A 23,617-nucleotide genomic window follows, 5' to 3' on the forward strand; every position below is an offset into this window, starting at 1 on the left:
CACAGCATGAGCCTGCAAAATTTTGACCCCGCCGTAGCCCGCCTGATCGAGCGTGAGCGCAACCGTCAGGAAACCCACCTGGAATTGATTGCGTCAGAAAACTACGTCAGCGACGAAGTGCTCCAGGCCCAGGGCTCGGTGCTCACCAATAAATATGCCGAGGGCTACCCGGGCAGGCGTTATTACGGCGGATGCGGCGTTGTCGACGAGATCGAAAACCTGGCCATAGAGCGCGCCCGCAAACTGTTCAATTGCGAGTACGTCAACGTCCAGCCGCACTCCGGATCCCAGGCGAACCAGGCCGTGTTTCTGGCGGTGCTTGAACCGGGCGACGCTATCCTGGGGATGTCCCTGGCCCATGGCGGTCACTTGACGCACGGCGCCTCGGTGAATTTTTCGGGCAAGTTCTACCGGGCGTTTTCCTACGGCCTGGAGCGGGAAACCGAGACTCTCGACTACGCCGAGATGGAAGCGCTGGCCCGAGAACACAAACCGAAGTTGATCATCGCCGGGGCTTCTGCCTATTCGCGAACCATCGATTTCCAGCGTTTTCGCAAGATCTGCGACGAAGTCGGCGCCTACTTGATGGTGGATATGGCGCACTACGCCGGGTTGATCGCGGCAGGGGTGTACCCATCGCCCGTCGGTATCGCCGATTTCATCACCTCCACCACCCACAAGACCTTGCGTGGTCCGCGCGGCGGCTTGATCCTGGCAAAGGCGCAATACGCGGCGCTGCTCGACAAGACCATTTTTCCCGTTTATCAGGGCGGGCCGCTGATGCATGTCATCGCCGCCAAGGCCGTGGCGTTCAATGAGGCGTTGAGCGATGGGTTCAGGCACTACCAGCAACGGGTGATCGACAACGCCCGCACCATGGCCGGCATTCTCACGCGCCGTGGTTTGCGCGTGGTGTCCGGTGGCACCGATTGCCATATGTTCCTGCTCGATCTGCGCTCGATGAACATCACCGGCAAAGATGCCGAGGCGTTGCTGGAGAGCGCCCACATCACACTGAACAAGAATGCAATCCCTGATGACCCGCAGAAACCGGCGGTCACCAGCGGCATTCGCATCGGCACGCCGGCGCTGACCACTCGGGGCTTTGGCGAAGCGGAGTGCGCCGAAGTGGCGAACCTTATCGCTGACTTGCTGGAGCAGCCCAATAACGCGGCGCTGCTGGATAAGACTCGGCGCCGGGTGATGCATTTGTGTGAATGTTTTCCGGTGTATCTGTTGCGCTGATACTTTGTTGCGCTGATAAAAAAAGCCAACGCCGAAGGGCGTTGGCTTTCTTATGCGACTGGCTTACATATTCGGGTAAGTCGGCCCACCCGCGCCTTCCGGCGTTACCCATGTGATGTTCTGCGAAGGGTCCTTGATGTCACAGGTCTTGCAGTGCACGCAGTTCTGGGCGTTGATCTGGAAGCGCTTCTCGCCGTCTTCCTGGGTGATCACTTCGTACACGCCTGCCGGGCAGTAGCGTTGCGCCGGTTCATCGTAGAGCGGCAGGTTGGTGCCGATCGGGATGCTCGGGTCCTTGAGCTTCAAGTGGCACGGTTGCTCTTCTTCGTGGTTGGTACCGGAGATGAACACCGAGCTCAGCTTGTCGAAGCTCAGTTTGCCGTCGGGTTTCGGGTAGTCGATCTTCTTGCTGTCCTTGGCGAGCTTCAGGCAGGCGTAGTCCGGCTTGGTGTCGTGCAGGGTGAACGGCATTTTGCCGCCGAGGATATTCTGGTCGAACCAGTTGAAGCCGGCACCGAGGATCGGGCCGAACTTGTGCATCGCCGGGCCGAAGTTGCGGCTGGCGAACAGTTCTTCGTAGAGCCAGCTGGACTTGAAGCTGTCGACGTAAGCGGTCAGTTCATCGCCGCCTTCGGATTCGGCGAACAGACGGTCGGCCACGGCGTCGGCGGCGAGCATGCCGGACTTCATCGCGGTGTGGCTGCCTTTGATCTTGGCGAAGTTCAGGGTGCCGAGGTCGCACCCGATCAGCGCGCCACCTTTGAAGACCATCTTCGGCAGCGAGTTCAGGCCGCCTTTGCAGATGGCACGGGCGCCGTAGCTGATGCGCTTGCCGCCTTCGAGGTACTGGGCCAGCACCGGATGGTGCTTGAGGCGCTGGAATTCATCGAAGGGCGACAGGAAGGTGTTGCTGTAGGACAGGTCGACAATAAGGCCGACAACCACCTGGTTGTTCTCCAGGTGATAGAGGAACGAGCCGCCAGTGTTTTCGGCGCTCATGATGTCCAGCGGCCAACCGGCGGTGTGCACCACCAGGCCAGGTTGATGCTTGGCTGGGTCGATTTCCCAGATTTCCTTCAGGCCGATGCCGTAGTGCTGCGCGTCGGCATCGCTGTCCAGGTTGAAGCGCTTGATCAGTTGTTTGCCGATGTGGCCACGGCAACCCTCGGCGAACAGCGTGTACTTGCCGCGCAGTTCTATGCCTGGGGTGTACACGCCTTCTTTCGGATGGCCTTCGCGGTCGACGCCGAGGTCGCCGGTGATGATCCCGCGGACCACGCCATTTTCGTCGAACAGCGCTTCCTGGGCGGCGAAGCCCGGGTAGACTTCAACGCCCAGGTTCTCGGCCTGCTGGGCCAGCCAGCGGCACAGGTTGCCCAGGGAGATGATGTAGTTGCCTTCGTTGTGCATGGTCTTGGGCACAAAGAAGTCGGGCACCTTGGTGGAGGTTTCGGGGCTGCGCAGTACATAGATGTCATCGCGCACCACGGGGGTGTTGAGCGGGGCACCGAGTTCCTTCCAGTCGGGGAACAGTTCGTTCAGGGCACGTGGTTCGAACACGGCACCGGAGAGGATGTGGGCGCCGACTTCGGAGCCTTTCTCGACCACGCAGACGCTGATTTCTTTACCGGCTTCGGTGGCCTTCTGCTTCAGTCGGCAGGCGGCAGACAGGCCCGCCGGGCCGGCGCCGACGATGACCACGTCGAATTCCATGTATTCGCGTTCCACAGGCTATCTCCTACTCAAGGCTCAACAGGCTTTTTTTTCTAATGGGTGGAGGTTTCGGTGACGTCTGGCGCCTAGGCCTGACCCACCTTGCTCTCTAGGTGGCGCATTATATATAGACCACTGTCAGCGTCCAATACAAACGTTTGTTTGAATTGCTTGGAAGCTAGGTAAATCAAAGCAACGCGGCTTATGACAGGCTATTTTGGCGTATTGACCAGAATAGGCGTTCCGGTCAATATACGGTCGGTTTTGCGCTTACCGTAGGCAGACTGCAGGTTTCAAGAGCACGTCCAAAGGCAGGAAAGGTGAAGCGTGCCTCAGCGATGGCGCGCAGTTTACACGCTGCGATAAAGAATGACCTCCCGGTCACCACTGACGAACGGTCATCGCTATCCCATTGTCGTGCCATCTCTGCCGTCTTTGGAGGTGCCCTTGTGTGCCGATGAGCATCAACCGCCAGGTTCGCCTAGGCGACTTTCTTTTCACCGGAGAGTAACGAGGAATCCATGAAGGTTCTTGTAGCTGTCAAACGCGTTGTCGATTACAACGTGAAAGTTCGCGTCAAGGCGGACAATTCCGGCGTCGACCTCGCTAACGTCAAAATGTCGATGAACCCTTTCTGCGAAATCGCCGTGGAAGAAGCCGTGCGCCTGAAAGAGAAAGGCGTGGCGACTGAAATCGTGGTGGTTTCCATCGGCCCGACCACTGCTCAAGAGCAGTTGCGTACCGCCCTGGCACTGGGCGCCGACCGTGCCATCCTGGTCGAGTCCGCTGAAGAGCTGACTTCCCTGGCCGTTGCCAAGTTGCTCAAAGCCGTTGTCGACAAGGAACAGCCTCAATTGGTGATCCTTGGCAAACAGGCCATCGACAGCGACAACAACCAGACTGGCCAGATGCTGGCTGCACTGACCGGTTACGGCCAGGGCACCTTCGCCTCCAAAGTCGAAGTGAGCGGCGACAGCGTAGCGGTCACCCGTGAGATCGACGGCGGTGCACAGACGGTTTCCCTGAAACTGCCGGCCATCGTCACTACCGACCTGCGTTTGAACGAGCCGCGCTATGCGTCGCTGCCAAACATCATGAAAGCCAAGAAGAAGCCGCTTGAAACGCTGACTCCTGATGCTTTGGGCGTTTCCACCGCCTCCACCAACAAGACTGTCAAAGTCGAAGCACCGGCTGCACGCAGCGCGGGCATCAAGGTCAAGTCGGTGGCTGAACTGGTCGAGAAACTGAAAAACGAAGCGAAGGTAATCTAATCATGACTATCTTGGTAATCGCTGAACACGACAACAAAGTGCTGGCCCCGGCCACTCTGAACACCGTGGCTGCCGCTGCGAAAATCGGTGGTGATATCCACGTACTGGTTGCAGGCCAGGGCGCTGGTGCCGTAGCTGAAGCCGCCGCGAAAATCGCGGGCGTGAGCAAAGTCCTGAACGCTGACAATGCCGCCTACGCGCATCAGCTGCCGGAAAACGTTGCTCCGCTGGTTGCAGAACTGGGCAAGGGCTACAGCCACATCCTGGCTGCCGCGACCTCCAACGGCAAAAACATCCTGCCACGCGTTGCCGCGCAGCTGGACGTTGACCAGATCTCCGAGATCATCTCGGTAGAAAGCGCTGACACGTTCAAGCGCCCGATCTACGCCGGTAACGCTATCGCGACCGTACAGTCCAACGCCTCGGTCAAGGTCATCACCGTGCGTGCCACCGGTTTCGACCCGGTTGCCGCAGAAGGGGGCTCGGCTGCCATTGAAGCCGTTGCCGTTGCCCACGACGCCGGTACTTCCCGCTTTGTTGGCGAAGAGCTGGCCAAGTCGGACCGTCCTGAGCTGACCGCTGCCAAGATCGTCGTTTCCGGCGGCCGTGGCATGCAGAACGGTGACAACTTCAAGCACCTGTACGCCCTGGCCGACAAGCTGGGCGCGGCGGTCGGCGCTTCCCGCGCTGCTGTCGACGCAGGTTTCGTACCCAACGACATGCAGGTCGGCCAGACCGGCAAGATCGTTGCGCCGCAGCTGTACATCGCCGTCGGTATCTCCGGTGCGATCCAGCACTTGGCGGGTATGAAAGACTCCAAAGTGATCGTTGCGATCAACAAGGACGAAGAAGCCCCGATCTTCCAGGTGGCTGATTACGGCCTGGTGGCGGACTTGTTCGAAGCAGTGCCTGAGCTGGAGAAGCTGGTCTAATCCAGCGGCTTCACTTATAAAGAGCCCGGTCCTTGTGACCGGGCTTTTTTTTGACTATTCGGAGAGCTTCGCCATGCAACTGCGCCCCTGGGTGGTACTGCTGGGCCTCACGCTGCTGCCAAGCCTGGCGCTGGCCGCCGGCAAGTGTGAGCGCCTGGTGATTACCGGCAGCCCGGACGCACCGCCCTTGTTGTGGCGCGATCCCCAGGACCCGACGCATCTGATCGGCGCCACCGCCGACGTGCTGCAACAAGTCGGCAAGGACCTTGGCCTGAAAATCGACCTGCTCTACGGCGGCAAACGCTCCCTGGCCCTGGATGAGGTGCGCAGCGGGCGCATGGACCTGCTTGCCGATGCGCCGCTGAACCTGGGTGAGTTGGAAACTCTTGATTATATCCACCCGGCGTTGGTGCAGATCGATTACCTGGTCTGGACCCGCAAGGACTCGCCCCTGGTCTACACCACGGCCGCCGATCTGCACGGCCATAAAGGCGCGGTGTCGGAACGTGCCCGCCTGAGTGCAGGCCTGGAAACGTTCGCGGGCCAGCAGTTGAACCTGCAACGCTTGCCCAGCCTGACGCCGGCCTTCCAGAAATTGCTGCTCGGGGAAGTGGACTACGTCATTGCCGGGCGCTATTCCGGGATGGCCATGGCCCAGAGTCTGGGCATGAGCAACGATCTGGTTGCGCGCGAAACCCCGGTCGACCAGCCCGGATTGTACTTGGCGGTTTCCCACAACTCGGCCTGCAATGATCCGTGGCTGCGCGGACAGCTGGCCAAAAAGATGACAGAATTGCCCACGTCCGACGTCGCGCACACCGCGCTGCAGCGCAATCTTGAGCGCTGGAAAGCGCAACTGCAGCAACCCGTCGGCACCTCAGCAAAGTAAGGATTTACCGTGACTCTTCGACCTTTTTTCGCGGCCCTCGCCGTTGTCGCTTTGGCGGGATGTGCCGCTGATCCTGCGCCGAATGAACAGATTCGCCTCACCCAGCAAGCCTTGGAACAAGCCAGCGCCGTGGGTGCCAATACCGATGAATCACCTGACCTGAAACTGGCTGAAGACAAGTTCGCCAAGGCCAAGGCTGATATGGCTGGCCAATCCTATAAGGATGCGCGCATGCAGGCCGAACAGGCCGAGCTGGACGCGCGCCTCGCCGAAGCGCGGATTCTGACTCGCAAAAGCCAGGAGCAACTGAACGTGCTCAACACCCGCATCACTCGCCTGCGCAAGCAATTGCAGTTGGGAGAAGCCCAATGAGCCCGATCATCCGTGGTTTGAGTTGTGCTCTGTTGCTGGGCAGTGCCGCCTTGGGGGGTTGTGCCAGCCAGCCTAACAGCGAGCAGGCGTTGCAGCAGGCCGGCAGTGACTTCCAGAAGGTCAAGGAAGACGCCAATGTGCTGCGTTTCGCGCCTAAAGACGTGATTCGTGCTGGTGAGTCCCTGGCTCGCGCCGACCGCCTGTCCAGTTATTGGGGCAGCGGTGCCGACGTGGTGCACTACGCTTACCTGAGCCAACGCTACAGCGCGATCGCCCGTGAGCATGCCGAGCAGGGTCTCAACGCCGAGCGCGGCACCAAGCTCGAACTGGAACGCCAGCGCCTGCAATTGGCCCTGCGGGAAAATAAGCTGGCCAGCGTGCAGCAGCAGGGCAAGTGGGTTGAAGCACAGATCGCCAGCCTCACCACCCAGACCGATCGGGGCCTGGTGATGACCCTGGGGGATGTGCTGTTTGATACCGGCGAAGCTGAACTGCAGAACTCGGCCAGCCGTACAGTGCTGAAAATTGTGCAGTTCCTGCAACTGAACCCCAAGCGTCGGGTGCGCGTCGAGGGCTACACCGACAACACCGGAGGCGAGCAGGAGAACCTGAAACTGTCCCGCGACCGTGCCCAATCGGTGGCAGACCTGTTGATTGACCTGGGTATCGATGACAACCGTATTGAGGTCGAAGGTTACGGCGACCAGTACCCGGTGGAAGCCAATGCCTCCGAGCGTGGCCGCGCGCTGAACCGCCGGGTGGAAATTGTATTTTCGGACGAAAAGGGCCAACTGGGCGCCGCTCGCTGAGAACTCGCCTCTAATGAAACTGTAGGAGCGAGCTTGCTCGCTCCTACACGCGACACCCCCCTACAGTTTTTGCTGTCACTCCCGCCTGCGCTCGACTATTGTGGCAACTGTCCCCGTACACTTCTAAACTGTGCCGGTATGTTTCACACAAAAATAAAATACCCGTGAAATCGAGTGCTGCGTCATGACCAATCTGTTGCTTTACCAACGTATTGCCCAGCAACTGGCTGAGGACATCCGGCGCGGTGTTTATCAGCCGGGAGAGCGCGTGCCGTCGGTGCGCAAGATGAGCTCCCAGCTCAACGTCAGCCATGCCACCGTGTTGCAGGCTTACGCCAACCTGGAAGACCAGGGGCTGATCCGCGCGCGGCCGCAGTCGGGCTACTACGTGCACCAGACACCTGCGCTGACGGCGCCTACGCCGGACATCGCACGGGTCGAGCGCCCAGGGTTGGTCACCCGCAGCAGCATCATTCAGCAGGTATTGGTCGAGTCGCGCCGCGAAGGTGTATTCCCGTTGGGCGCTGCGGTGCCGAGCGTCGACTACCTGCCGGTACGCGCACTGCACCAGCAGTTGGCCAAGGTCACGCGCTTCCAGAGCCCGCGGGCGTTCAGCTACATGTTCAGCCCCGGTTTCGAACCGCTGCGCCGCCAGGTGGCGATTCGCATGCGCGACGCCGGCGTCGTGGTGGACCCCTCCGAAGTGGTGATCACCCACGGCTGTGTGGATGCCTTGCAGATGTCATTGCGTGTGCTCACGCGGCCCGGCGACCTGATCGCGGCTGAATCGCCCACTTATTATGGGTTGCTGCAACTGGCCGATCTGCTGGGCCTCAAGGTCATCGAGATCCCCAGCGACCCCGCCACCGGCATGAGCCTGGAAGCCCTGCAACTGGCGGCGAACCAATGGTCGATCAAGGCCCTGGTATTGACCACCCGCCTGAGCAACCCCTTGGGCGCGACCATGCCGGAAGAGCGGCAGAAGCAGTTACTGCGCCTGGCCTCGGATTTCGATATCCAGATTGTCGAAGACGATATCTACGGCGAACTGATGTTCGAAGTCGGTCGCACCAAGGCCCTCAAAGCCTATGACCGCCTGGATCGAGTGATCTACTGCTCAAGTTTTTCCAAGACATTATCGCCCGGTGTGCGAATCGGCTGGATGATCGCCGGCAAGTACCAGCAGGAAATCCAGCGCCTGCAGATGTTCAGCACCCATTCCGCCTGCAGCGTCACCCAGATGGGCGTTGCCGCTTACCTGGAGAACGGTGGTTACGACCGGCATCTGCGCTACATCCGCCAGGAATACCGTAAGAATCTCAGCGCGTTCCAGCTGGCCGTGCAGCAGTATTTCCCTGAAGGCACGCAAATGACCCGCCCAACCGGCGGCTTTATCCTGTGGGTCAGTTTGCCGGGGCGGGTCAATACCCAGGAACTGCACGTGCGTGCCTTGCAACAGGGCATCAGCATTGCACCTGGGGTGATTTTCAGTAATACGGAACAGTTCAACCACTGTATTCGCCTCAACTGTGGGACGCCGTGGAATCGCGAGGCGGAGCGGGCACTGATGACTCTGGGCATGCTTGCCAGCCAGTTATGCCAGGAAACGGCGGCAGGCTTTTGAGGCGTAGAAAGGGGACAGTTCGCCTGCATGGCTGATCACCGCGCTTGTCATGCCATGCACAACAAGCGAGCATATGGCTTTCTGCCGTTAATGCTGTTGGCGATATGACCTCTATTTTTCGCGCTGTCTGGATGATTGGCTTGTTGATCCTGTGTAACGTCGGCGCCGTGCTGGCCGCGTCGCCCGTGACTGAAACCAGGCCCGCCGCCCAGGCACAGCAGAAGACCCCAGCGAAAAAAACGCCCCCTGCCAAGAAGAAAGCCGCGCCCGTGAAGAAGCGTGCACCGATCGCCAGCAAATCCAAGTCGGCCCACGAAGTGGCCCAGACCAAGTTGCCACCGGCACAGTTGGACCTGTCTTTACCTACGGACATGGTGCGGCACTTGCAGCCGATCGGCACCATGCCCAAGCCCAAGAGCGTGCCATTGTTGCCACCGATGTTTGGCGAAAAGCCAACCGATAACAGTGCGTTCCAGATCAATGGCCGCTTGCTCAGCAACGAGATGAAGCTGCAATTGCGCAACGAAGAGCGGCGTGAAGTGGAAGGCGCAGCGCTGGATTTCGAATTCAAGCAGTAAACTTTTCCCTCGGACGTGACGCTTGCCCTCGACCATCTGTCGCAGACTGGTCAGTCACTTTTGTTTTGCGCGAAAAACCCCTGTTGGACCATTTTAAAACGGCTGTTTTAGGGCGTACTCTAGCCCGGCCATCCCTATTGAGCCGTCGAGGACCTGCTGGTCATGAAATGCCGTGAAGGCTGTGGCGCTTGCTGCATCGCCCCCTCCATCAGTTCACCGCTGCCGGGAATGCCCAACGGCAAACCTGCGGGAGAACGCTGTGTGCACTTGTCGGTCGAACAGCTATGCCTGCTGTTCGGCCGCCCGGAGCGACCGGCGGTGTGCAGTGATTTCAAGGCGGATATCGAAGTCTGCGGCAACGACCAGGCCGATGCGATCCGGCTGATTGGCTGGTGGGAGCAGATGACGGCGGCTTGATGGGCTTTACTATTGGAACTTCAACAATAAGGAATACAACAATGGGTTCACTGAAACGAATGGCTGTGTTGTGCGGTTTTACAGTGTTGTTCGCTGCCACTGCCCAGGCGGAAGACTGGCAGGTTGCCAAGGACGAAGACGGTATCAAAGTGTCCTTGAGCGAAATTGCCGGCTCCAAGTACAAGGCTTATCGCGGTGTCACCGTGATCAAGGCCCCAGTCGCCAAGATCCAGGCTCTGCAGGAAGACGTGGCGGGCGCCTGCTCATGGATCCATGAGTGCAAATCGCAGAAGCTGGTCGATAAGAAAGGTGACGAAAGCTGGACCTACACCCAATTCAAGGCCCCGTTCCCGGTGACTGACCGCGATTCCTACCTGCATATCACGACGACCAAGGCGGCCGACGGCACGCTGACGCGTAAACTGGAAGGTGTGCCAACCTACAAGCCTGAAGAAAAAGGCTACGTTCGAGTCGCCCAGGTCGATGGCTTCTGGAAGCTCGTTCCCAAAGGCGACAACCAGACCGAAGTGACCTACCAGGTGCACACCGAGCCTGGCGGCAGTGTGCCGTCGTGGCTGGCCAACAAGTTCGTGGTGGACGCCCCGTTCAAGACCTTGAAAGCCTTGAAAGAACACGCTGAAAAATAAGCACAGCCGATCAGGTGCCTGCGACCTTGAGTGGAACATTTGCCAAGCCCTCAAGGTCCAGATGGATGTGAGCCCACACTTGGGTTTTATCGAGGAAGCACCGATGCAAAAGTGGCAGATTACCTTTGTTGATGACCACGGCGTGAAGTCCGTAGAGCAGTTCGATTGCACGCAAAAGCCCAGCCTCGAAGAGGCGGCGCACATGATTCGCAGCAAGCTGGTGCCGGTAGCCGCCGAGCTCGACCTCAATGACCTTGAAGGACGCCAGCCTGAGCCTACGGTCAAGATCCTCAAAGACCAGAACAGCATCCAGATCCTCGACATTTCTCCGGCTGCCTGAACAATCCCTGTAACTCATTCAACCCCCTCTGGTAGAGGTGATAGCTTCGCGCTACTCTGCAAACGAGATCAGCGAATGAATCGCTAAGGTCTGGTCTTGTCAGCTACATGCTTGTTTTCCAGCGGTGTTGTTATTGCCGTAGTACCTGCGCCAGTAGGGCGCAGGCTTCGGGAAGCACGGAAAGTCTATCCATCGGTTTGAGGAGGACGTTTCATGAGCACAGCCTATCAAGAAGATATCAGCACCCATGTTCTGCGCCGCATGAAAGAAGGCGGCTTTGACTTCTCGCGTTTTCACCCCATCGAGTTCTACGCCATTTTCCCGGATGAGGAACGGGCGCGCCGGGCTGCGGGTCGATTTCGTGGGGAATCGCTGAATGCCCAGGTCAGCGCGCGCGACGATGGCGCGTGGTACTTGGAACTGAGCAAAATCATGTCCGCAACCTACGACGGCATAGGAGACTTCGAACAAGACTTTGAAGCGGTGGTCGAGCCGCTGGGCGGGATCATCGAGGGATGGGGCGTGAAGCAGGAGGTGCGTGGATTACCCATGTAGTTGCATAGAGTCTCAGCGTATCGGCTGACCTTCGGGTCGGCCGATTTTGTTTGTGCCGTCTGAAAATGTGTGGAACTTGCGCGGTACTTTCTCAGCCTCAAAAAAAAGCCACCCGACAAGGGTGGCCTAAAGGGAAGAGCGGAGCGCTGAAGGCAGTTCAGCAGATGGGGCGATTATCCCTGGGGGCAGCCGGGCAATGAAATCAACTCTGGCTATGCTGTTGATAGCCAAAGCCCGCATTGGGATGAAGCGTGACGCAAGGCGGCGGGCATTCTGCGCACCAGGACGGTGCGGTTAGATTCCGCTGCTTATCCAACTCACTGATTTATAAGTGTTTATGCCGATGGCACGGGCCTTGCGAAGATTCTTGCGTCCGGGGGACAAGGAGTACGGCATGATCCGCACTTATTACGACGAGATGTACGATGGGGCAGGGCAGGTCCGTCCCCATTACCGCGAATTCGCCCGCTGGTTGGCTGAAACGCCCGCCGAGCTGTTGGCCCAGCGCCGGCGTGAGGCCGATTTGCTGTTTCACCGCGCCGGGATCACGTTCACCCTGTATGGGGACGAGCAGGGCACCGAACGCCTGATTCCCTTCGATACAATCCCGCGCAGCATACCGGCCAGCGAGTGGCGCACGGTCGAGCGTGGCTGTATCCAGCGGGTCAAGGCGCTGAACATGTTCCTCGCCGACCTGTATCACGACCAACGCATCATCAAGGCCGGGATCATTCCCGCTGAACAGGTATTGGCCAACGAGCAATACCAACTGGCGATGCAGGGGCTGAACCTGCACCGCGATCTGTATTCCCACATCTCCGGCGTCGACCTTGTACGCGATGGCGACGGTACTTACTACGTGTTGGAAGACAACCTGCGTACGCCGAGCGGTGTCAGCTACATGCTCGAAGATCGCAAGATGATGATGCGCCTGTTCCCCGAACTGTTCGCGGCCCAGCGCATTGCCCCGATCGATCATTATCCCAACCTGCTGCTCGATACCCTCAAAAGCTCAAGCCCGCTGGATAACCCGAGCGTGGTGGTGCTGACGCCAGGGCGTTTCAACAGCGCATTCTTCGAACATGCGTTCCTGGCCCGCGAGATGGGCGTGGAACTGGTGGAGGGGGCCGACCTGTTTGTGCGCGATGATCGCGTGTTCATGCGCACCACCGACGGCCCCAAGGCGGTGGATGTGATCTACCGCCGCCTCGACGACGCATTCCTCGACCCGTTGGCGTTCAACCCCGAGTCCATGCTGGGTGTGCCCGGCCTGCTCGCCGCCTATCGTTCGGGTAACGTGGTACTGGCCAATGCCATCGGCACGGGGGTGGCGGATGACAAGTCGGTGTACCCCTTCGTCACCGAGATGATCCGTTTTTATCTGGATGAAGAACCCATCCTGAAGAATGTTCCGACGTACCAGTGTCGTAAGCCTGACGAACTATCCCACGTGCTGGCCAACCTGCCGGACTTGGTGGTGAAGGAAACCCAAGGCTCCGGCGGCTACGGCATGCTGGTCGGCCCGGCGTCTACCGCGGCGGAAATCGAAGCCTTTCGCGCCCGCATCAAAGCCAAGCCCCACGCCTATATCGCCCAACCAACGCTGTGTTTATCCACGTGCCCGACCTTTGTCGAAAACGGTATCGCACCGCGCCATATCGACCTGCGTCCCTTCGTGTTATCCGGCAAGGAAACCCGCGTGGTGCCCGGCGGCTTGACCCGTGTGGCGCTGCGTGAAGGTTCGCTGGTGGTCAACTCGTCCCAGGGCGGCGGCACCAAAGACACCTGGGTGGTCGAGGACTGATGCCATGTTGAGTAGAACTGCCTCGGATTTGTACTGGATGTCGCGCTATCTGGAACGTGCGGAAAACCTCGCACGCATGCTCGACGTCAGCTATTCGCTGTCGCTGATGCCTCAAGACGGGCACGGTGACGGTCTGCATGAACTGGCCATGCCGTTGCTGATCACCGGCACCCTGGATGACTACCGTGAACGCCACGGCGAACTGCATGCCGAACACCTGCTGCACTTCTTCGCGCTGGACGCGGCCAACCCGGCCAGCATCTACAGTTGTCTCGGCGCCGCGCGGGCCAGCGCCCATGCGGTTCGTGGGCGAATTACCGCCGACATGTGGGAAAACATCAACGCCACCTGGCTGGATATCCGCGACATCGCCCAGCAAGGCTTGAGCCATTACGGCATGAGCCGGTTTTGCGAGTGGGTCAAGGAGCGTTCGCACCTGTTCCGGGGCGCCACTTACGGCACCATCATGCGTAACGACGCCTTTCGCTTTATCCGCCTGGGCACCTTCATCGAGCGTGCCGACAACACCCTGCGCCTGCTGGACGCACGTTATGAAATGGCCGGCGACCAGGCCGCCGCCGTCAGCGACGGCACAGCCCACGCCTACTACCAGTGGAGCGCCTTGCTGCGCGCGTTATCGTCGTTCGAGGCCTACACCGAGATCTATCGCGACGCGCCCGGCGCCCGGCAAGTGGCCGAGTTGTTGCTGTTACGCGCTGATGTCCCACGCTCGCTGCGCGCCTGCAGCGAAGAGATCGACCAGATCCTCGCCAGCCTGCCCGGCCTCAACGGGCGACCGGCCCAGCGCCTGGCCGCCGAAATGGACGCACGCCTGCGCTTTACCGCCATCGACGAAATCCTTGAGGAAGGCCTGCACGCCTGGCTGACCGACTTTATCCCTTTGGTCCGCCAGTTGGGCGACGCCATCTACAGCTCCTACCTGGAGGCCGCATGAGACTCTCCCTCAGCCACGAAACCACCTACCACTATGAAGACCCGGTGCGCGCCAGTATCCAGTACCTGCGCCTCACGCCCCATGACAGCGAGCGCCAGCACGTCATCAGTTGGCAGCTAGACCTGCCACGCCCGGTGCGGGCACAGGTCGATCCGTTCGGCAATATCCTGCATGTGCTGACGCTGGACGAACCCCACGACGCGGTCATCATCGGTGCCCGTGGCCAGGTGGATATCGATGAGTTACGCGAGGCTGAACACGAGAGCCAGTCGGCTTTCCCGTTCCTGCGCAGCACGCGCCTGACCGAACCCGACGAAGCGTTGCGCAGCTTTGCCGAGCAGCACTGCCGGCAACGTCGCGACCGCAGCGCGTTGATCGACCTGATGCACGCGCTCAACCAGTCGATGGTCTACACGCCGGGTGCAACCGCAGTTGACACCAGTGCCGCCGAGGCTTTCGCCGGGCGGGCAGGCGTATGCCAGGACCATACCCACGCCTTCCTGGCCTGCGCACGCAGCCTGGGGATTGCGGCGCGATATGTGTCGGGATATCTGTACACCGAAGACAGCACGCACCTGGCCAGCCACGCCTGGGCTGAAGCCTGGCTGGATGACGCCTGGTACAGCTTTGACGTGACCAACCAACTGGCGCGGCCGGAGCGGCATTTGAAACTGGCCGTGGGCCTGGATTACCTGGATGCCTGCCCGGTACGCGGCATGCGTCGGGGCGGCGGGCATGAACAGATGCATGCCAAGGTGTTATGCATGGCGCCGGCCCCGGTGATCGCTGTCCAGCAGCAATAATGCAATGTGGGAGGGGTCTTGCTCCCGATCGGCGGTTGCCAGTCAGTGATTTTTAGCTGACACACCGCTATCGGGAGCAAGCCCCTCCCACATAGGCATTGTCGCGAAGTTCAGGGGTGTTGTTTACGCCCCGCCATATGCCTCAAATACCCCACCAGCAAACCCAGCTCAGTATCGGGCAATACACTGGCTGCAAAAGCCGGCATCTTCGCCTGTGGCCAATGCCGCAGGCTCTGGGGATCGCGGATATAGCGCTTGAGGAAATCCCCGCTGAAATATTCGGTGGGGTTGTAGGGAATATTCAGATCCGGCCCCACTTGGGCGTCGCCGGCGCCATTGAGCCGGTGACAGGCCAGGCAGTTTTTCTGGAACAACGCAAAGCCTTGGTTCACGGGGTCATTCGCCGCCAGCTGCGGATCGGGCAGCAAGGCGGGAAAGCGTTCGGCGACGGTCTTCAATTGCTTGATCCCGGAGATCTGGAACGGCCACTGCTCAGGGCTGATGGAGCCGGCTTGCGGATCGGTCCACACCAGATAAAACGGCCCGGCACTCGGTTTATCTTGCGCCAGCGCCGGCCAAGGGTGATCGGGGTCCTCAATGGCAAGCCAGGCGCGGGCGCCGTGGTTTTGCAGAAACGGCGCGGCGGCAAGTTCGGCAGCGAAGCCATCGAGGGCGACGGCTTGCAGATGGTTTTCCGCTTTTAGTCCCGGTAGGAGGGCGGCTAGTGGCACTGCGCGATAGGTCATATTGCGCTTGTAGGAAACGTCATCGACGATCTGCACCGTCTGTACATCCGGCCGCTTGAGCAAGTCGGCGGTCTGCCAAGTCTTGCTGGTGTGGTCCAGTTCGATGGTCAATTGCGCTGCAGAGACGGGCAGAGTCAGTAATGCAATGAATAGGGCGACGATCGTTTTCACGATATGGGCTCGATGTGATGGGCAAAGACACCCAACAATAGCGGAAAATCGCACGCAAAACGGCAGCGCCTGCACAGGACCGCTATACGCAATGTCCCGGCAGGTGCCGCCAAAAACTGCAGTCGTGATGCTGCGTGTGCACTGAATGCGAGGGTTGAGCCGTCACCCGATAATCTTGGTGAGATTGGGCAAGATCAGAATCAGTGTGGTGGCGAAAAGAATGAGTCCCGCCTGACGTACTTTCGAATGTTTGAACATGGCTGACTGCCTTTTGTTGTTATTCCTGAGCGTCAAATGCGTGCCGGAAAATTTCACTATGCCGATATGACGTGTCGCTTTTCTTACAGCTGCTCCAGCAAAACCCGGCAGCAGCCTCTTACAGATTCAACCTTAGAGCCCCTGTTCTGCGCGGCTTAGATCCATTTCATATCAACTAAGCAGTATTTGAGCTTAAAACGGCATGAGGCCAATCGCCATCTTGGCGCCAGCCCTAGGGCTAGACCGCTAAAACGATTAATCAGCGGTTTCCCTTAGGTACCTACCGTTCGTCCGAGCGAGGGGGTCAAAAGCAATGAGCGCATCCGTCATTGAAACCGTGTCAATCGGGCCTAAGGTAGGCACACACGCACAGTGGTTCGAGGACGTCATGACCCAACAAGCTTTGATCTTTGATGCGATACGTACGCCCCGGGGCAAAGGCAAAGCCGAGGGTGCCCTGCACAGCGTCAAGCCGGTAAACCTGGTGGCCGGCTTGCTTACGGCGCTGGCGCAACGCGCCGATCTTGATACGCACCAGGTGGATGATATCGTCCTCGGCTGCGTCACCCCGGTGGGCGACCAGGGCGCCGACATCGCCAAGACTGCCGCGCTGGTGGCGGACTGGGACATCAGCGTTGCCGGCGTGCAGATCAACCGCTTCTGCGCCTCGGGCCTGGAAGCGGTGAACCTGGGCGCGATGAAAGTGCGCTCAGGCTTCGAAGACCTGGTGGTGGTCGGCGGCGTCGAGTCCATGTCGCGGGTGCCGATGGGCAGCGATGGGGGAGCCTGGGTACTCGATCCGCAAACCAATATGCACAGTCATTTCACGCCCCAGGGCATCGGTGCAGATTTGATCGCAACCCTGGAAGGCTTCAGTCGCGAGGACGTCGATACCTTCGCCCTGCAGTCCCAGCAGAAAGCGGCGAGGGCGCGTGCAGACGGCTCCTTCAGCAAATCGTTGATTTCAGTGCAGGACCAGAATGGCATCGTGCTGCTGGACCATGACGAGTTCATCCGCGGCGACTCCACCTTAGATGGCCTGGGCAAACTCAAGCCCAGCTTCGAAATGATCGGGCAAATGGGCTTCGATGCCACTGCGCTGCGGGTCTACAGCCATGTGGAGCGCATCCACCATGTGCACACGCCGGGCAACAGCTCCGGTATCGTCGATGGGGCCGCCTTGATGTTGATCGGCTCCGAGGCCAAAGGCCGCGAACTGGGGCTGCAACCTCGGGCCCGTATCGTCGCCACTGCCGTCACCAGTACCGACCCGACCATCATGCTTACCGGCCCGGCCCCGGCCACACGCAAGGCCCTGGCCAAGGCCGGGCTGCGCGTAGAAGACATTGACCTGTTTGAGGTCAACGAAGCTTTCGCCTCCGTGGTGCTCAAGTTCATCAAGGACATGCGCATCGACCCCGCTCGGGTCAACGTCAACGGCGGCTCCATCGCAATGGGCCATCCGTTGGGCGCCACGGGCTGCGCGATCCTCGGCACCTTGCTCGACGAGCTGGAAGTACGCCGCCAGCGCTACGGCCTGGCCACCCTGTGTGTCGGCGGTGGCATGGGCATCGCGACCATCATCGAACGTCTCTGAGCCGAAGGAACCCGTCATGAGCGACGCTATTCGTTACGAAAAAGGCCAGGACCAGATTGTGGTACTGACCCTCGACATGCCCGGCCAGAGTGCCAACACCATGAACGCCGCGTACCGCGAGGCCATGGCGGCCACGGTCACGCGCCTGGAAGCGGAAAAGGACAGCCTTGCCGGTGTGATCATCACCTCGGCCAAGAAGACGTTTTTTGCCGGTGGCGACCTCAATGAGCTGATCCAGGTCGACAAGCACCACGCCAAGGATTTCTACGACGGTGTGCGCGTGCTCAAGGCCCAGTTGCGCCGCCTGGAAACCCTCGGCAAACCGGTCGTGGCCGCGATCAATGGCGCGGCCCTGGGCGGTGGCTGGGAGATTTGCCTGGCCTGCCATTACCGCGTCGCACTGGACGATAAATCCACCCAGCTCGGCTTGCCGGAAGTCACCTTGGGCCTGTTGCCGGGCGGTGGTGGGGTCGTGCGCATGGTGCGCCTGCTGGGGCTGGAAAAGGCCCTGCCGTATTTGTTGGAAGGTAAAAAACTGCGGCCGCAACAGGCGCTGCAAGCCGGCTTGATCAATGAGCTGGCCTTGAGCCGTGATGAACTGCTGGCCAAGTCTCGCGCCTGGATTTTCGCCAACCCCGAGGCCAGGCAGCCTTGGGACAACAAGGCGTATCAAATCCCCGGCGGTACGCCGTCGAACCCCAAGGTTGCACAGATGTTGGCGATTGCACCGTCGATGTTGCGCAGCAAAACCAACGGCTGCTTTCCGGCTCCGGAAAAAATCCTCTGCGCCGCCGTGGAAGGTGCGCAGGTGGATTTCGACACGGCCCACCTGATCGAAACCCGTTACTTCACCGAACTGGTCACCGGCCAGGTGGCGAAGAACATGATCGGCACCTTCTGGTTCCAGCTCAACGAAATCAACGCCGGCGGTTCGCGCCCCCAAGGCTTTGCCCCTTACGTGACCCGCAAAGTCGGCGTGCTGGGTGCCGGGATGATGGGCGCGGGGATCGCTTATGTCAGTGCCTGTGCGGGCATCGACGTGGTGCTCAAGGACATCGACCTCGTCGCCGCCGAGAAAGGCAAGGCGCACTCGGCCGCGATATTGGACAAGAAGGTGGGGCGTGGGCAATTGACCGCCGAGCAGCGCGATACCATCCTGGCGCGCGTTCATCCTACGGCCTCTGATGCCGATCTGGCCGGTTGCGACCTGATCATCGAGGCCGTGTTTGAAAACCGCGAGCTCAAGGCCCAGGTTTCGGCCGCCGCCCAAAGCGTCGTCGGCGCCGACGCGGTGATCGCCTCCAATACCTCCACCTTGCCCATCAGCGGCCTGGCCAACGCCGTGCCCGATCCAGGCAAGTTCCTGGGCCTGCATTTCTTCAGCCCGGTGGACAAAATGCCATTGGTGGAAATCATCAAGGGCACGCACACCAGCGACGAAACCCTGGCCCGAGGTTTTGATTTCGTACTGCAGATCAAGAAAACCCCGATTGTGGTCAACGACAGTCGCGGCTTCTTCACCTCGCGGGTGTTCGGTACCTTCACCAATGAAGGCATCGCTATGCTCGGTGAAGGCGTGGCTGCACCGATGATCGAGACCGAAGCGCGCAAGGCCGGCATGCCCGTGGGGCCGTTGGCGGTGTCCGATGAGGTGTCGCTCAGCTTGATGAGCCATATCCGACAGCAAACGGCCAAGGATCTGCAGGCCGAAGGTAAGGAGATGCCGACGCATCCGGCAACGCGGGTGATCGACCTGCTGGTGAATGAGTACAAACGCGCCGGCAAGGCCGCGGGTGGTGGGTTCTATGACTATCCGGCAGGCGGGCAGAAACACCTGTGGCCGGAACTGAAAGCCCGTTTCGAACAGCCGGGTAAACAAATTTCGCCACAGGATGTACGTGACCGCCTGCTGTTTATCCAGGCCATCGAAACCGTGCGGTGTGTGGAGGAGGGGGTGTTGATGTCCACGGCGGATGCCAATGTGGGCTCGATCTTCGGCATTGGCTTTGCCGCGTGGAGTGGCGGTGCGTTGCAGTTTATCAACCAGTACGGGTTGAACGACTTCATCGCCCGGGCGCGCTACCTGGCGGAGCAATATGGGGAAAGGTTCTCTCCTCCGGCGTTGTTGCTGGAAAAGGCTGCACAAGGCGAAATATTTCGGTGATCTGAATGTGGGAGGTGACTTGCTCCCGATGGCGATGTATCAGCTGACGAGTCAGTAACTGTGCCACCGCTATCGGGAGCAAGCCCCCTCCCACAAGGGCTTGCCTTGGAGGGTGTTTCAGGGCAGGCTCTGGGGTGTGCATTATTCCCATCACCGTGTCAGGTATTTTTTATGTCGCTACGCGTCTGTATCCTGGAAACCGATATCCTGCGTCCAGGCTTGATCGATCAATACCAAGGGTACGGGCAGATGTTCAAGCGCCTGTTCTCCAAGCAGCCGATTGCCGCCGAATTCGTTGTCTACAACGTTGTGCAGGGCGAATACCCGCCGGAAGATGAAGTGTTTGATGCCTACCTGGTCACTGGCAGCAAGGCCGACTCCTTTGGCACCGACCCTTGGATCCAGACTCTCAAGACCTATCTGCTCGAGCGTTACGAGCGCGGCGACAAACTGCTGGGTATCTGTTTCGGCCACCAATTGCTGGCGCTGCTGCTGGGCGGCAAGACCGAGCGCGCGGGCCAGGGCTGGGGCATGGGCATCCACGATTACAAGCTCGATGCCAAGGCGCCGTGGATGAGCCCTGAAGTGGAAGAACTGACGCTATTGATCAGCCATCAGGACCAGGTCACCACGCTACCGAAAAACGCCACGGTGATTGCTTCCAGCGCGTTTTGCCCGTTTGCGGCGTACCACATTGGCGATCAGGTGCTGTGCTTCCAGGGCCACCCGGAATTTGTCCATGACTATTCCCGCGAGCTGTTGGAGATTCTTCAGACGACCTTGGGCGAGAAGGTCTACAACCATGGCGTCGCCAGCCTGGAACGCGACCACCACGGCGTCACCGTGGCGGAATGGATGATGCGTTTCGTGGCCCACCAATCCGAGGCCAAGCGTTAAAGCCAGCCCGAACGCTTGAAGCTGGCCCACAAACCGGTACAGCCCACCGCGATAAACCCGAGCACTGCAAAATAGCCGTAGTGCCATTGCAGCTCGGGCATATTCTGGAAGTTCATCCCGTAGATCCCCGCCACCGCTGTGGGGAAGGCGAGGATCGCCGCCCATGCGGCGAACTTGCGCTGCACCACGCTTTGGCGCGAAGCCTCCAGCAATACACCGATCTCGATGGTCTGGCTGGCGATATCGCGCAGGGTGGTGAGGTCTTCCATTTGCCGGGTCACATGGATCTGCACATCGCGGAAATACGGGCGCATGTTCTTGTCGATAAACGGGAAGCTCAGCTTCTGCAGCTCCTGGCTGATCTCCACCATCGGCGCGACGTAGCGCTTGAGCCGCAGCACGTCGCGGCGCAAGCCGTGCAAGTTCTGGATATCACGCTCATTCAGCGAGCTGCACAATACGTTGCGTTCCAGTTCATCGATCTCGGCATGGATCGCCTCGCTCACCGGTTGGTAATTCTCGGTGACGAAATCCAGCAGCGCATAGAGTACGAAATCTTCCCCATGCTCCAGCAACAGTGGCCGCGCCTCACAGCGCTGGCGCACAAGCCCGTAGGACGCCGAGTGGCCATTGCGTGCAGTGATGATGTAGCCGTTGCCGGCGAAGATGTGGGTTTCGATAAACACCAGCTTGCCGTTCTCGCGCACCGGTGAGTAGGTGACGATAAACAGTGCATCGCCGAAGGTTTCCAGCTTCGGGCGGCTGTGCTTTTCCAGGGCATCTTCGATGGCCAGTTCATGCAGGTTGAACTGGCGTTGCAGGTTGGCCAGCTCTTGAGCGTTGGGGGCTTCCAGGCCGATCCATACAAAGTGGTCAGGTTTGGCGGCCCAGGCGGCGCCTTCGTCGAGGGTGATATCGGTGACTTTCTTGCCGGCGCTGTAGACGGCAGCCGCAACAACTCTACCCATGGTGCTGATCGCTTCTTATTGGGATGACAGATGTTGGGCAGCTTAGCCTGAATGACGTTCCGTCGTAGCTGTCATTGCGACGAGCTTTTTGTGGTGAGCGAGCTTGCTCGCGCTGGGGGACGAAGCGCCCCCCCGGGCGGTGTTCAAGCAGCCCGCAACTCAAGATCCATCTGCGCGATGCATTCATCCATCTGCATCTGGCAAGTCTGCATCAACTGGGGGATGTCATCCGAAGTCAGCCCAACCGTAGGAATCGGCGGCAACGACCGTATGAGCACATCCCCACTGTTCCAGCGATTGAGCTGCATATGGGTGATGTAGTTGCTGACGCACACCTGCACGATCGGCACTCCGGCCGCAATCGCCATATGGAATGCGCCTTTCTTGAACGGCAACAAGCCTTTGCCCAGGTTGCGTGTGCCCTCCGGGAACACCCAGATCGACGTGTTCTCATGTTGCAACGTATGGGTGGTGGTAAGCATTGCCCGGCGTGCCTTGTAGGCATTGCCTCGGTCGATCAGCACATTGCCCGCCAGCCAGAACAACTGGCCGAACAGCGGCACCCATTTCAGGCTCTTCTTGGCGATGCACACCGTGCGGTGAGGCACCACGGTGCCGAACACAAACAAGTCATAGTTGGACTGGTGGTTGGCGATGATCACGCAGGTGCCGGGCTTGTTGCGCAGCGAGTCGACCTGCGCTTTCACGTTCAGGCCCAAGAGCCACATGGCCGGCAGCGCATAGAGGCGGGCGCACAGGCGGCTGTTGTCCGGGTTGAACGGACGGCAAAGGCCCAACACTACACCGAGCACACCGGCGACGATAAAGTGCAGGCCCATCAACAGCATACGTAGCAGAAAAAGCATCGACACGGACCATCGGGACAAGGGTGACGCAGTGTACGGGTGTGCACTGGGTTCGGCAATTGCCCCTGCAGACGTGGGAGATAGGCGATGTTTAAGCACATGTTTCAATATGCACCGACATCGCCCGACTAGAGCGCCTAAAGATGATTCTGATTTATCTGTAAGAAAAAGCCCGACTCAAGGTCGGGCTCTGATGCTGCAGTTGTGAGGATTTAGCTCAGGACATGACCCTGATCCTGAATGATTGCGTCATCCAACGCCTCCAGCAGCGCTTTGCGCACTTTCAACTTGGTGTGCTTGTGGGCGTTCATATTGATCTTCTTCAACTGACGCGCCGCTTCCAGGGCCGCTGCGTGCAACTCTTCGGGGGCGACGACCTTATCCAGGAAGCCGGCATGCAAGGCGCCCTGCGGATCGAACATCTCGGCGTTGATCACCGAACGCTGAAATGCCGACTTACGCAGGCGATCCCGCGCCAATTCGATACCGGCGTGGTGCATGGTCATGCCGATCGCCACTTCATTCAGGCCGATGCTGAACGGGCCTTCCACACCAATCCGATAATCGGCCGACAACAACAGGAACGCGCCCTTGGCCACCGCATGCCCAGGGCAAGCGACGATCACCGGAAACGGATGGGACAACAAACGACGCGCCAACGTCGAACCCGACGTCACCAGGCTGATCGCCTCTTTGGGGCCGGCGGTCATCACCTTCAAGTCATAACCCCCCGACAGTATCCCCGGCGTCCCGGTGATCACCAACACGGCCCGGTCTTTCTCGGCCTGATCCAGCGCCGCATTGAACTCACTGACCACCGCCGGAGAAATGGCATTCACCTTGCCGTTGCTCAAGGTCAGGGTCGCGATACCGTCTTCGAGGTGGTAGGCAATCAACTCACTCATGACGCGGTTCCTTGTAAGACTTGTTATAGAGAAGCTATGGATAGAAATGCATACGCAGACGTTACCCACCACGCCCGCCCCGGTAAAGCGC

General features: G+C 59.7%; 23 protein-coding genes. 18 read left to right on the top strand and 5 right to left on the bottom strand.

The window, feature by feature from the left end; translation table 11 throughout:
• Positions 1-6 precede the first annotated feature (6 nt).
• Positions 7-1,245, top strand: coding sequence for a serine hydroxymethyltransferase (gene glyA / locus ACQRBV_RS14860; RefSeq protein ID WP_090369146.1), 1,239 nt, complete (start codon positions 7-9; stop codon positions 1,243-1,245).
• Positions 1,246-1,308: 63 nt separating this feature from the next.
• Here the strand turns inward: glyA and ACQRBV_RS14865 are convergent, their stop codons facing one another.
• Positions 1,309-2,973: an electron transfer flavoprotein-ubiquinone oxidoreductase gene (locus ACQRBV_RS14865; RefSeq protein WP_411985679.1), complete on the bottom strand. Its 1,665-nt coding sequence runs from the start codon at positions 2,971-2,973 to the stop codon at positions 1,309-1,311.
• Positions 2,974-3,479: 506 nt separating this feature from the next.
• Here ACQRBV_RS14865 and ACQRBV_RS14870 point away from each other — a divergent pair.
• The 14 genes from ACQRBV_RS14870 (at position 3,480) to ACQRBV_RS14935 (ending at position 14,954) form a co-directional block, all read left to right on the top strand.
• Positions 3,480-4,229 (top strand): electron transfer flavoprotein subunit beta/FixA family protein, encoded by a 750-nt coding sequence (locus ACQRBV_RS14870; RefSeq protein ID WP_014719538.1) that lies wholly within the window; start codon positions 3,480-3,482, stop codon positions 4,227-4,229.
• Between the two features lie 2 nt (positions 4,230-4,231).
• Positions 4,232-5,161 (top strand): electron transfer flavoprotein subunit alpha/FixB family protein, encoded by a 930-nt coding sequence (locus tag ACQRBV_RS14875; protein ID WP_411985678.1) that lies wholly within the window; start codon positions 4,232-4,234, stop codon positions 5,159-5,161.
• Between the two features lie 73 nt (positions 5,162-5,234).
• Complete coding sequence (locus tag ACQRBV_RS14880; RefSeq protein WP_104996182.1) at positions 5,235-6,050, top strand: substrate-binding periplasmic protein; 816 nt, start codon at positions 5,235-5,237, stop codon at positions 6,048-6,050.
• 9 nt (positions 6,051-6,059) lie between these two features.
• Positions 6,060-6,422: a DUF4398 domain-containing protein gene (locus ACQRBV_RS14885; protein ID WP_104994573.1), complete on the top strand. Its 363-nt coding sequence runs from the start codon at positions 6,060-6,062 to the stop codon at positions 6,420-6,422.
• The gene (locus ACQRBV_RS14890) at positions 6,419-7,231 is read left to right on the top strand and encodes an OmpA family protein (protein WP_090369149.1); all 813 of its coding nucleotides are present in this window, start codon (positions 6,419-6,421) and stop codon (positions 7,229-7,231) included. Before ACQRBV_RS14885 ends, ACQRBV_RS14890 begins: the two co-directional genes overlap by 4 nt.
• Positions 7,232-7,415: 184 nt before the next feature.
• Positions 7,416-8,855, top strand: a complete 1,440-nt coding sequence (locus ACQRBV_RS14895; RefSeq protein ID WP_060756270.1) for a PLP-dependent aminotransferase family protein — start codon at positions 7,416-7,418, stop codon at positions 8,853-8,855.
• 104 nt (positions 8,856-8,959) lie between these two features.
• Positions 8,960-9,433 (top strand): translation initiation factor 2, encoded by a 474-nt coding sequence (locus tag ACQRBV_RS14900; RefSeq protein WP_411985677.1) that lies wholly within the window; start codon positions 8,960-8,962, stop codon positions 9,431-9,433.
• 162 nt (positions 9,434-9,595) lie between these two features.
• Complete coding sequence (locus ACQRBV_RS14905; protein WP_060756268.1) at positions 9,596-9,850, top strand: YkgJ family cysteine cluster protein; 255 nt, start codon at positions 9,596-9,598, stop codon at positions 9,848-9,850.
• A gap of 41 nt (positions 9,851-9,891) precedes the next feature.
• Entirely contained in the window at positions 9,892-10,497 is a 606-nt protein-coding gene (locus ACQRBV_RS14910; RefSeq protein WP_060756267.1) for an START domain-containing protein, read from the top strand.
• 103 nt (positions 10,498-10,600) lie between these two features.
• Positions 10,601-10,837 carry a hypothetical protein gene (locus tag ACQRBV_RS14915; protein ID WP_060756338.1) on the top strand — a complete coding sequence of 79 codons (237 nt, stop codon included), beginning with the start codon at positions 10,601-10,603 and terminating at the stop codon, positions 10,835-10,837.
• Between the two features lie 213 nt (positions 10,838-11,050).
• Positions 11,051-11,392, top strand: a complete 342-nt coding sequence (locus tag ACQRBV_RS14920) for a ribonuclease E inhibitor RraB (RefSeq protein WP_060756266.1) — start codon at positions 11,051-11,053, stop codon at positions 11,390-11,392.
• 394 nt (positions 11,393-11,786) lie between these two features.
• The gene (locus ACQRBV_RS14925; protein WP_060756265.1) at positions 11,787-13,196 is read left to right on the top strand and encodes a circularly permuted type 2 ATP-grasp protein; all 1,410 of its coding nucleotides are present in this window, start codon (positions 11,787-11,789) and stop codon (positions 13,194-13,196) included.
• Between the two features lie 4 nt (positions 13,197-13,200).
• The gene (locus tag ACQRBV_RS14930) at positions 13,201-14,151 is read left to right on the top strand and encodes an alpha-E domain-containing protein (RefSeq protein WP_104994570.1); all 951 of its coding nucleotides are present in this window, start codon (positions 13,201-13,203) and stop codon (positions 14,149-14,151) included.
• The gene (locus tag ACQRBV_RS14935; RefSeq protein ID WP_060756263.1) at positions 14,148-14,954 is read left to right on the top strand and encodes a transglutaminase family protein; all 807 of its coding nucleotides are present in this window, start codon (positions 14,148-14,150) and stop codon (positions 14,952-14,954) included. Before ACQRBV_RS14930 ends, ACQRBV_RS14935 begins: the two co-directional genes overlap by 4 nt.
• Positions 14,955-15,064: 110 nt before the next feature.
• Here the strand turns inward: ACQRBV_RS14935 and ACQRBV_RS14940 are convergent, their stop codons facing one another.
• Positions 15,065-15,871: a c-type cytochrome gene (locus tag ACQRBV_RS14940; protein ID WP_411985676.1), complete on the bottom strand. Its 807-nt coding sequence runs from the start codon at positions 15,869-15,871 to the stop codon at positions 15,065-15,067.
• 646 nt (positions 15,872-16,517) lie between these two features.
• Between ACQRBV_RS14940 and ACQRBV_RS14945 the strand changes: the two genes are divergently transcribed.
• The 3 genes from ACQRBV_RS14945 (at position 16,518) to ACQRBV_RS14955 (ending at position 20,787) form a co-directional block, all read left to right on the top strand.
• Positions 16,518-17,726 carry an acetyl-CoA C-acetyltransferase gene (locus ACQRBV_RS14945; protein ID WP_205343324.1) on the top strand — a complete coding sequence of 403 codons (1,209 nt, stop codon included), beginning with the start codon at positions 16,518-16,520 and terminating at the stop codon, positions 17,724-17,726.
• A 16-nt stretch (positions 17,727-17,742) separates the two neighbouring features.
• A complete protein-coding gene (locus ACQRBV_RS14950) occupies positions 17,743-19,890 on the top strand; it encodes a 3-hydroxyacyl-CoA dehydrogenase NAD-binding domain-containing protein (protein ID WP_411985675.1) in 2,148 nt (715 codons plus the stop codon).
• Between the two features lie 171 nt (positions 19,891-20,061).
• Positions 20,062-20,787 carry an amidotransferase gene (locus tag ACQRBV_RS14955; protein ID WP_161549546.1) on the top strand — a complete coding sequence of 242 codons (726 nt, stop codon included), beginning with the start codon at positions 20,062-20,064 and terminating at the stop codon, positions 20,785-20,787.
• Here the strand turns inward: ACQRBV_RS14955 and ACQRBV_RS14960 are convergent.
• The 3 genes from ACQRBV_RS14960 to ACQRBV_RS14970 form a co-directional block, all read right to left on the bottom strand.
• Positions 20,784-21,755: a magnesium and cobalt transport protein CorA gene (locus ACQRBV_RS14960; RefSeq protein WP_060756258.1), complete on the bottom strand. Its 972-nt coding sequence runs from the start codon at positions 21,753-21,755 to the stop codon at positions 20,784-20,786. The two genes, ACQRBV_RS14955 and ACQRBV_RS14960, sit on opposite strands and share 4 nt — an antisense overlap.
• A gap of 143 nt (positions 21,756-21,898) precedes the next feature.
• Entirely contained in the window at positions 21,899-22,621 is a 723-nt protein-coding gene (locus ACQRBV_RS14965; protein ID WP_411985674.1) for a 1-acylglycerol-3-phosphate O-acyltransferase, read from the bottom strand.
• A gap of 212 nt (positions 22,622-22,833) precedes the next feature.
• A complete protein-coding gene (locus ACQRBV_RS14970; RefSeq protein WP_104994565.1) occupies positions 22,834-23,526 on the bottom strand; it encodes a crotonase/enoyl-CoA hydratase family protein in 693 nt (230 codons plus the stop codon).
• Positions 23,527-23,617 lie beyond the last annotated feature (91 nt).

This window comes from Pseudomonas sp. R11F (assembly GCF_050312575.1).
Classification (GTDB): Bacteria; Pseudomonadota; Gammaproteobacteria; order Pseudomonadales; family Pseudomonadaceae; genus Aquipseudomonas; species Aquipseudomonas palleroniana.

Coding starts and splice junctions, on each gene's coding strand:
- glyA (WP_090369146.1), top strand. CDS start 7: ATGAGCCTGCAAAATTTTGACCCCGCCGTAGCCCGCCTGATCGAGCGT.
- ACQRBV_RS14870 (WP_014719538.1), top strand. CDS start 3,480: ATGAAGGTTCTTGTAGCTGTCAAACGCGTTGTCGATTACAACGTGAAA.
- ACQRBV_RS14875 (WP_411985678.1), top strand. CDS start 4,232: ATGACTATCTTGGTAATCGCTGAACACGACAACAAAGTGCTGGCCCCG.
- ACQRBV_RS14880 (WP_104996182.1), top strand. CDS start 5,235: ATGCAACTGCGCCCCTGGGTGGTACTGCTGGGCCTCACGCTGCTGCCA.
- ACQRBV_RS14890 (WP_090369149.1), top strand. CDS start 6,419: ATGAGCCCGATCATCCGTGGTTTGAGTTGTGCTCTGTTGCTGGGCAGT.
- ACQRBV_RS14895 (WP_060756270.1), top strand. CDS start 7,416: ATGACCAATCTGTTGCTTTACCAACGTATTGCCCAGCAACTGGCTGAG.
- ACQRBV_RS14900 (WP_411985677.1), top strand. CDS start 8,960: ATGACCTCTATTTTTCGCGCTGTCTGGATGATTGGCTTGTTGATCCTG.
- ACQRBV_RS14905 (WP_060756268.1), top strand. CDS start 9,596: ATGAAATGCCGTGAAGGCTGTGGCGCTTGCTGCATCGCCCCCTCCATC.
- ACQRBV_RS14910 (WP_060756267.1), top strand. CDS start 9,892: ATGGGTTCACTGAAACGAATGGCTGTGTTGTGCGGTTTTACAGTGTTG.
- ACQRBV_RS14915 (WP_060756338.1), top strand. CDS start 10,601: ATGCAAAAGTGGCAGATTACCTTTGTTGATGACCACGGCGTGAAGTCC.
- ACQRBV_RS14920 (WP_060756266.1), top strand. CDS start 11,051: ATGAGCACAGCCTATCAAGAAGATATCAGCACCCATGTTCTGCGCCGC.
- ACQRBV_RS14925 (WP_060756265.1), top strand. CDS start 11,787: ATGATCCGCACTTATTACGACGAGATGTACGATGGGGCAGGGCAGGTC.
- ACQRBV_RS14930 (WP_104994570.1), top strand. CDS start 13,201: ATGTTGAGTAGAACTGCCTCGGATTTGTACTGGATGTCGCGCTATCTG.
- ACQRBV_RS14935 (WP_060756263.1), top strand. CDS start 14,148: ATGAGACTCTCCCTCAGCCACGAAACCACCTACCACTATGAAGACCCG.
- ACQRBV_RS14945 (WP_205343324.1), top strand. CDS start 16,518: ATGACCCAACAAGCTTTGATCTTTGATGCGATACGTACGCCCCGGGGC.
- ACQRBV_RS14950 (WP_411985675.1), top strand. CDS start 17,743: ATGAGCGACGCTATTCGTTACGAAAAAGGCCAGGACCAGATTGTGGTA.
- ACQRBV_RS14955 (WP_161549546.1), top strand. CDS start 20,062: ATGTCGCTACGCGTCTGTATCCTGGAAACCGATATCCTGCGTCCAGGC.
- ACQRBV_RS14960 (WP_060756258.1), bottom strand. CDS start 21,755: ATGGGTAGAGTTGTTGCGGCTGCCGTCTACAGCGCCGGCAAGAAAGTC.
- ACQRBV_RS14965 (WP_411985674.1), bottom strand. CDS start 22,621: ATGCTTTTTCTGCTACGTATGCTGTTGATGGGCCTGCACTTTATCGTC.
- ACQRBV_RS14970 (WP_104994565.1), bottom strand. CDS start 23,526: ATGAGTGAGTTGATTGCCTACCACCTCGAAGACGGTATCGCGACCCTG.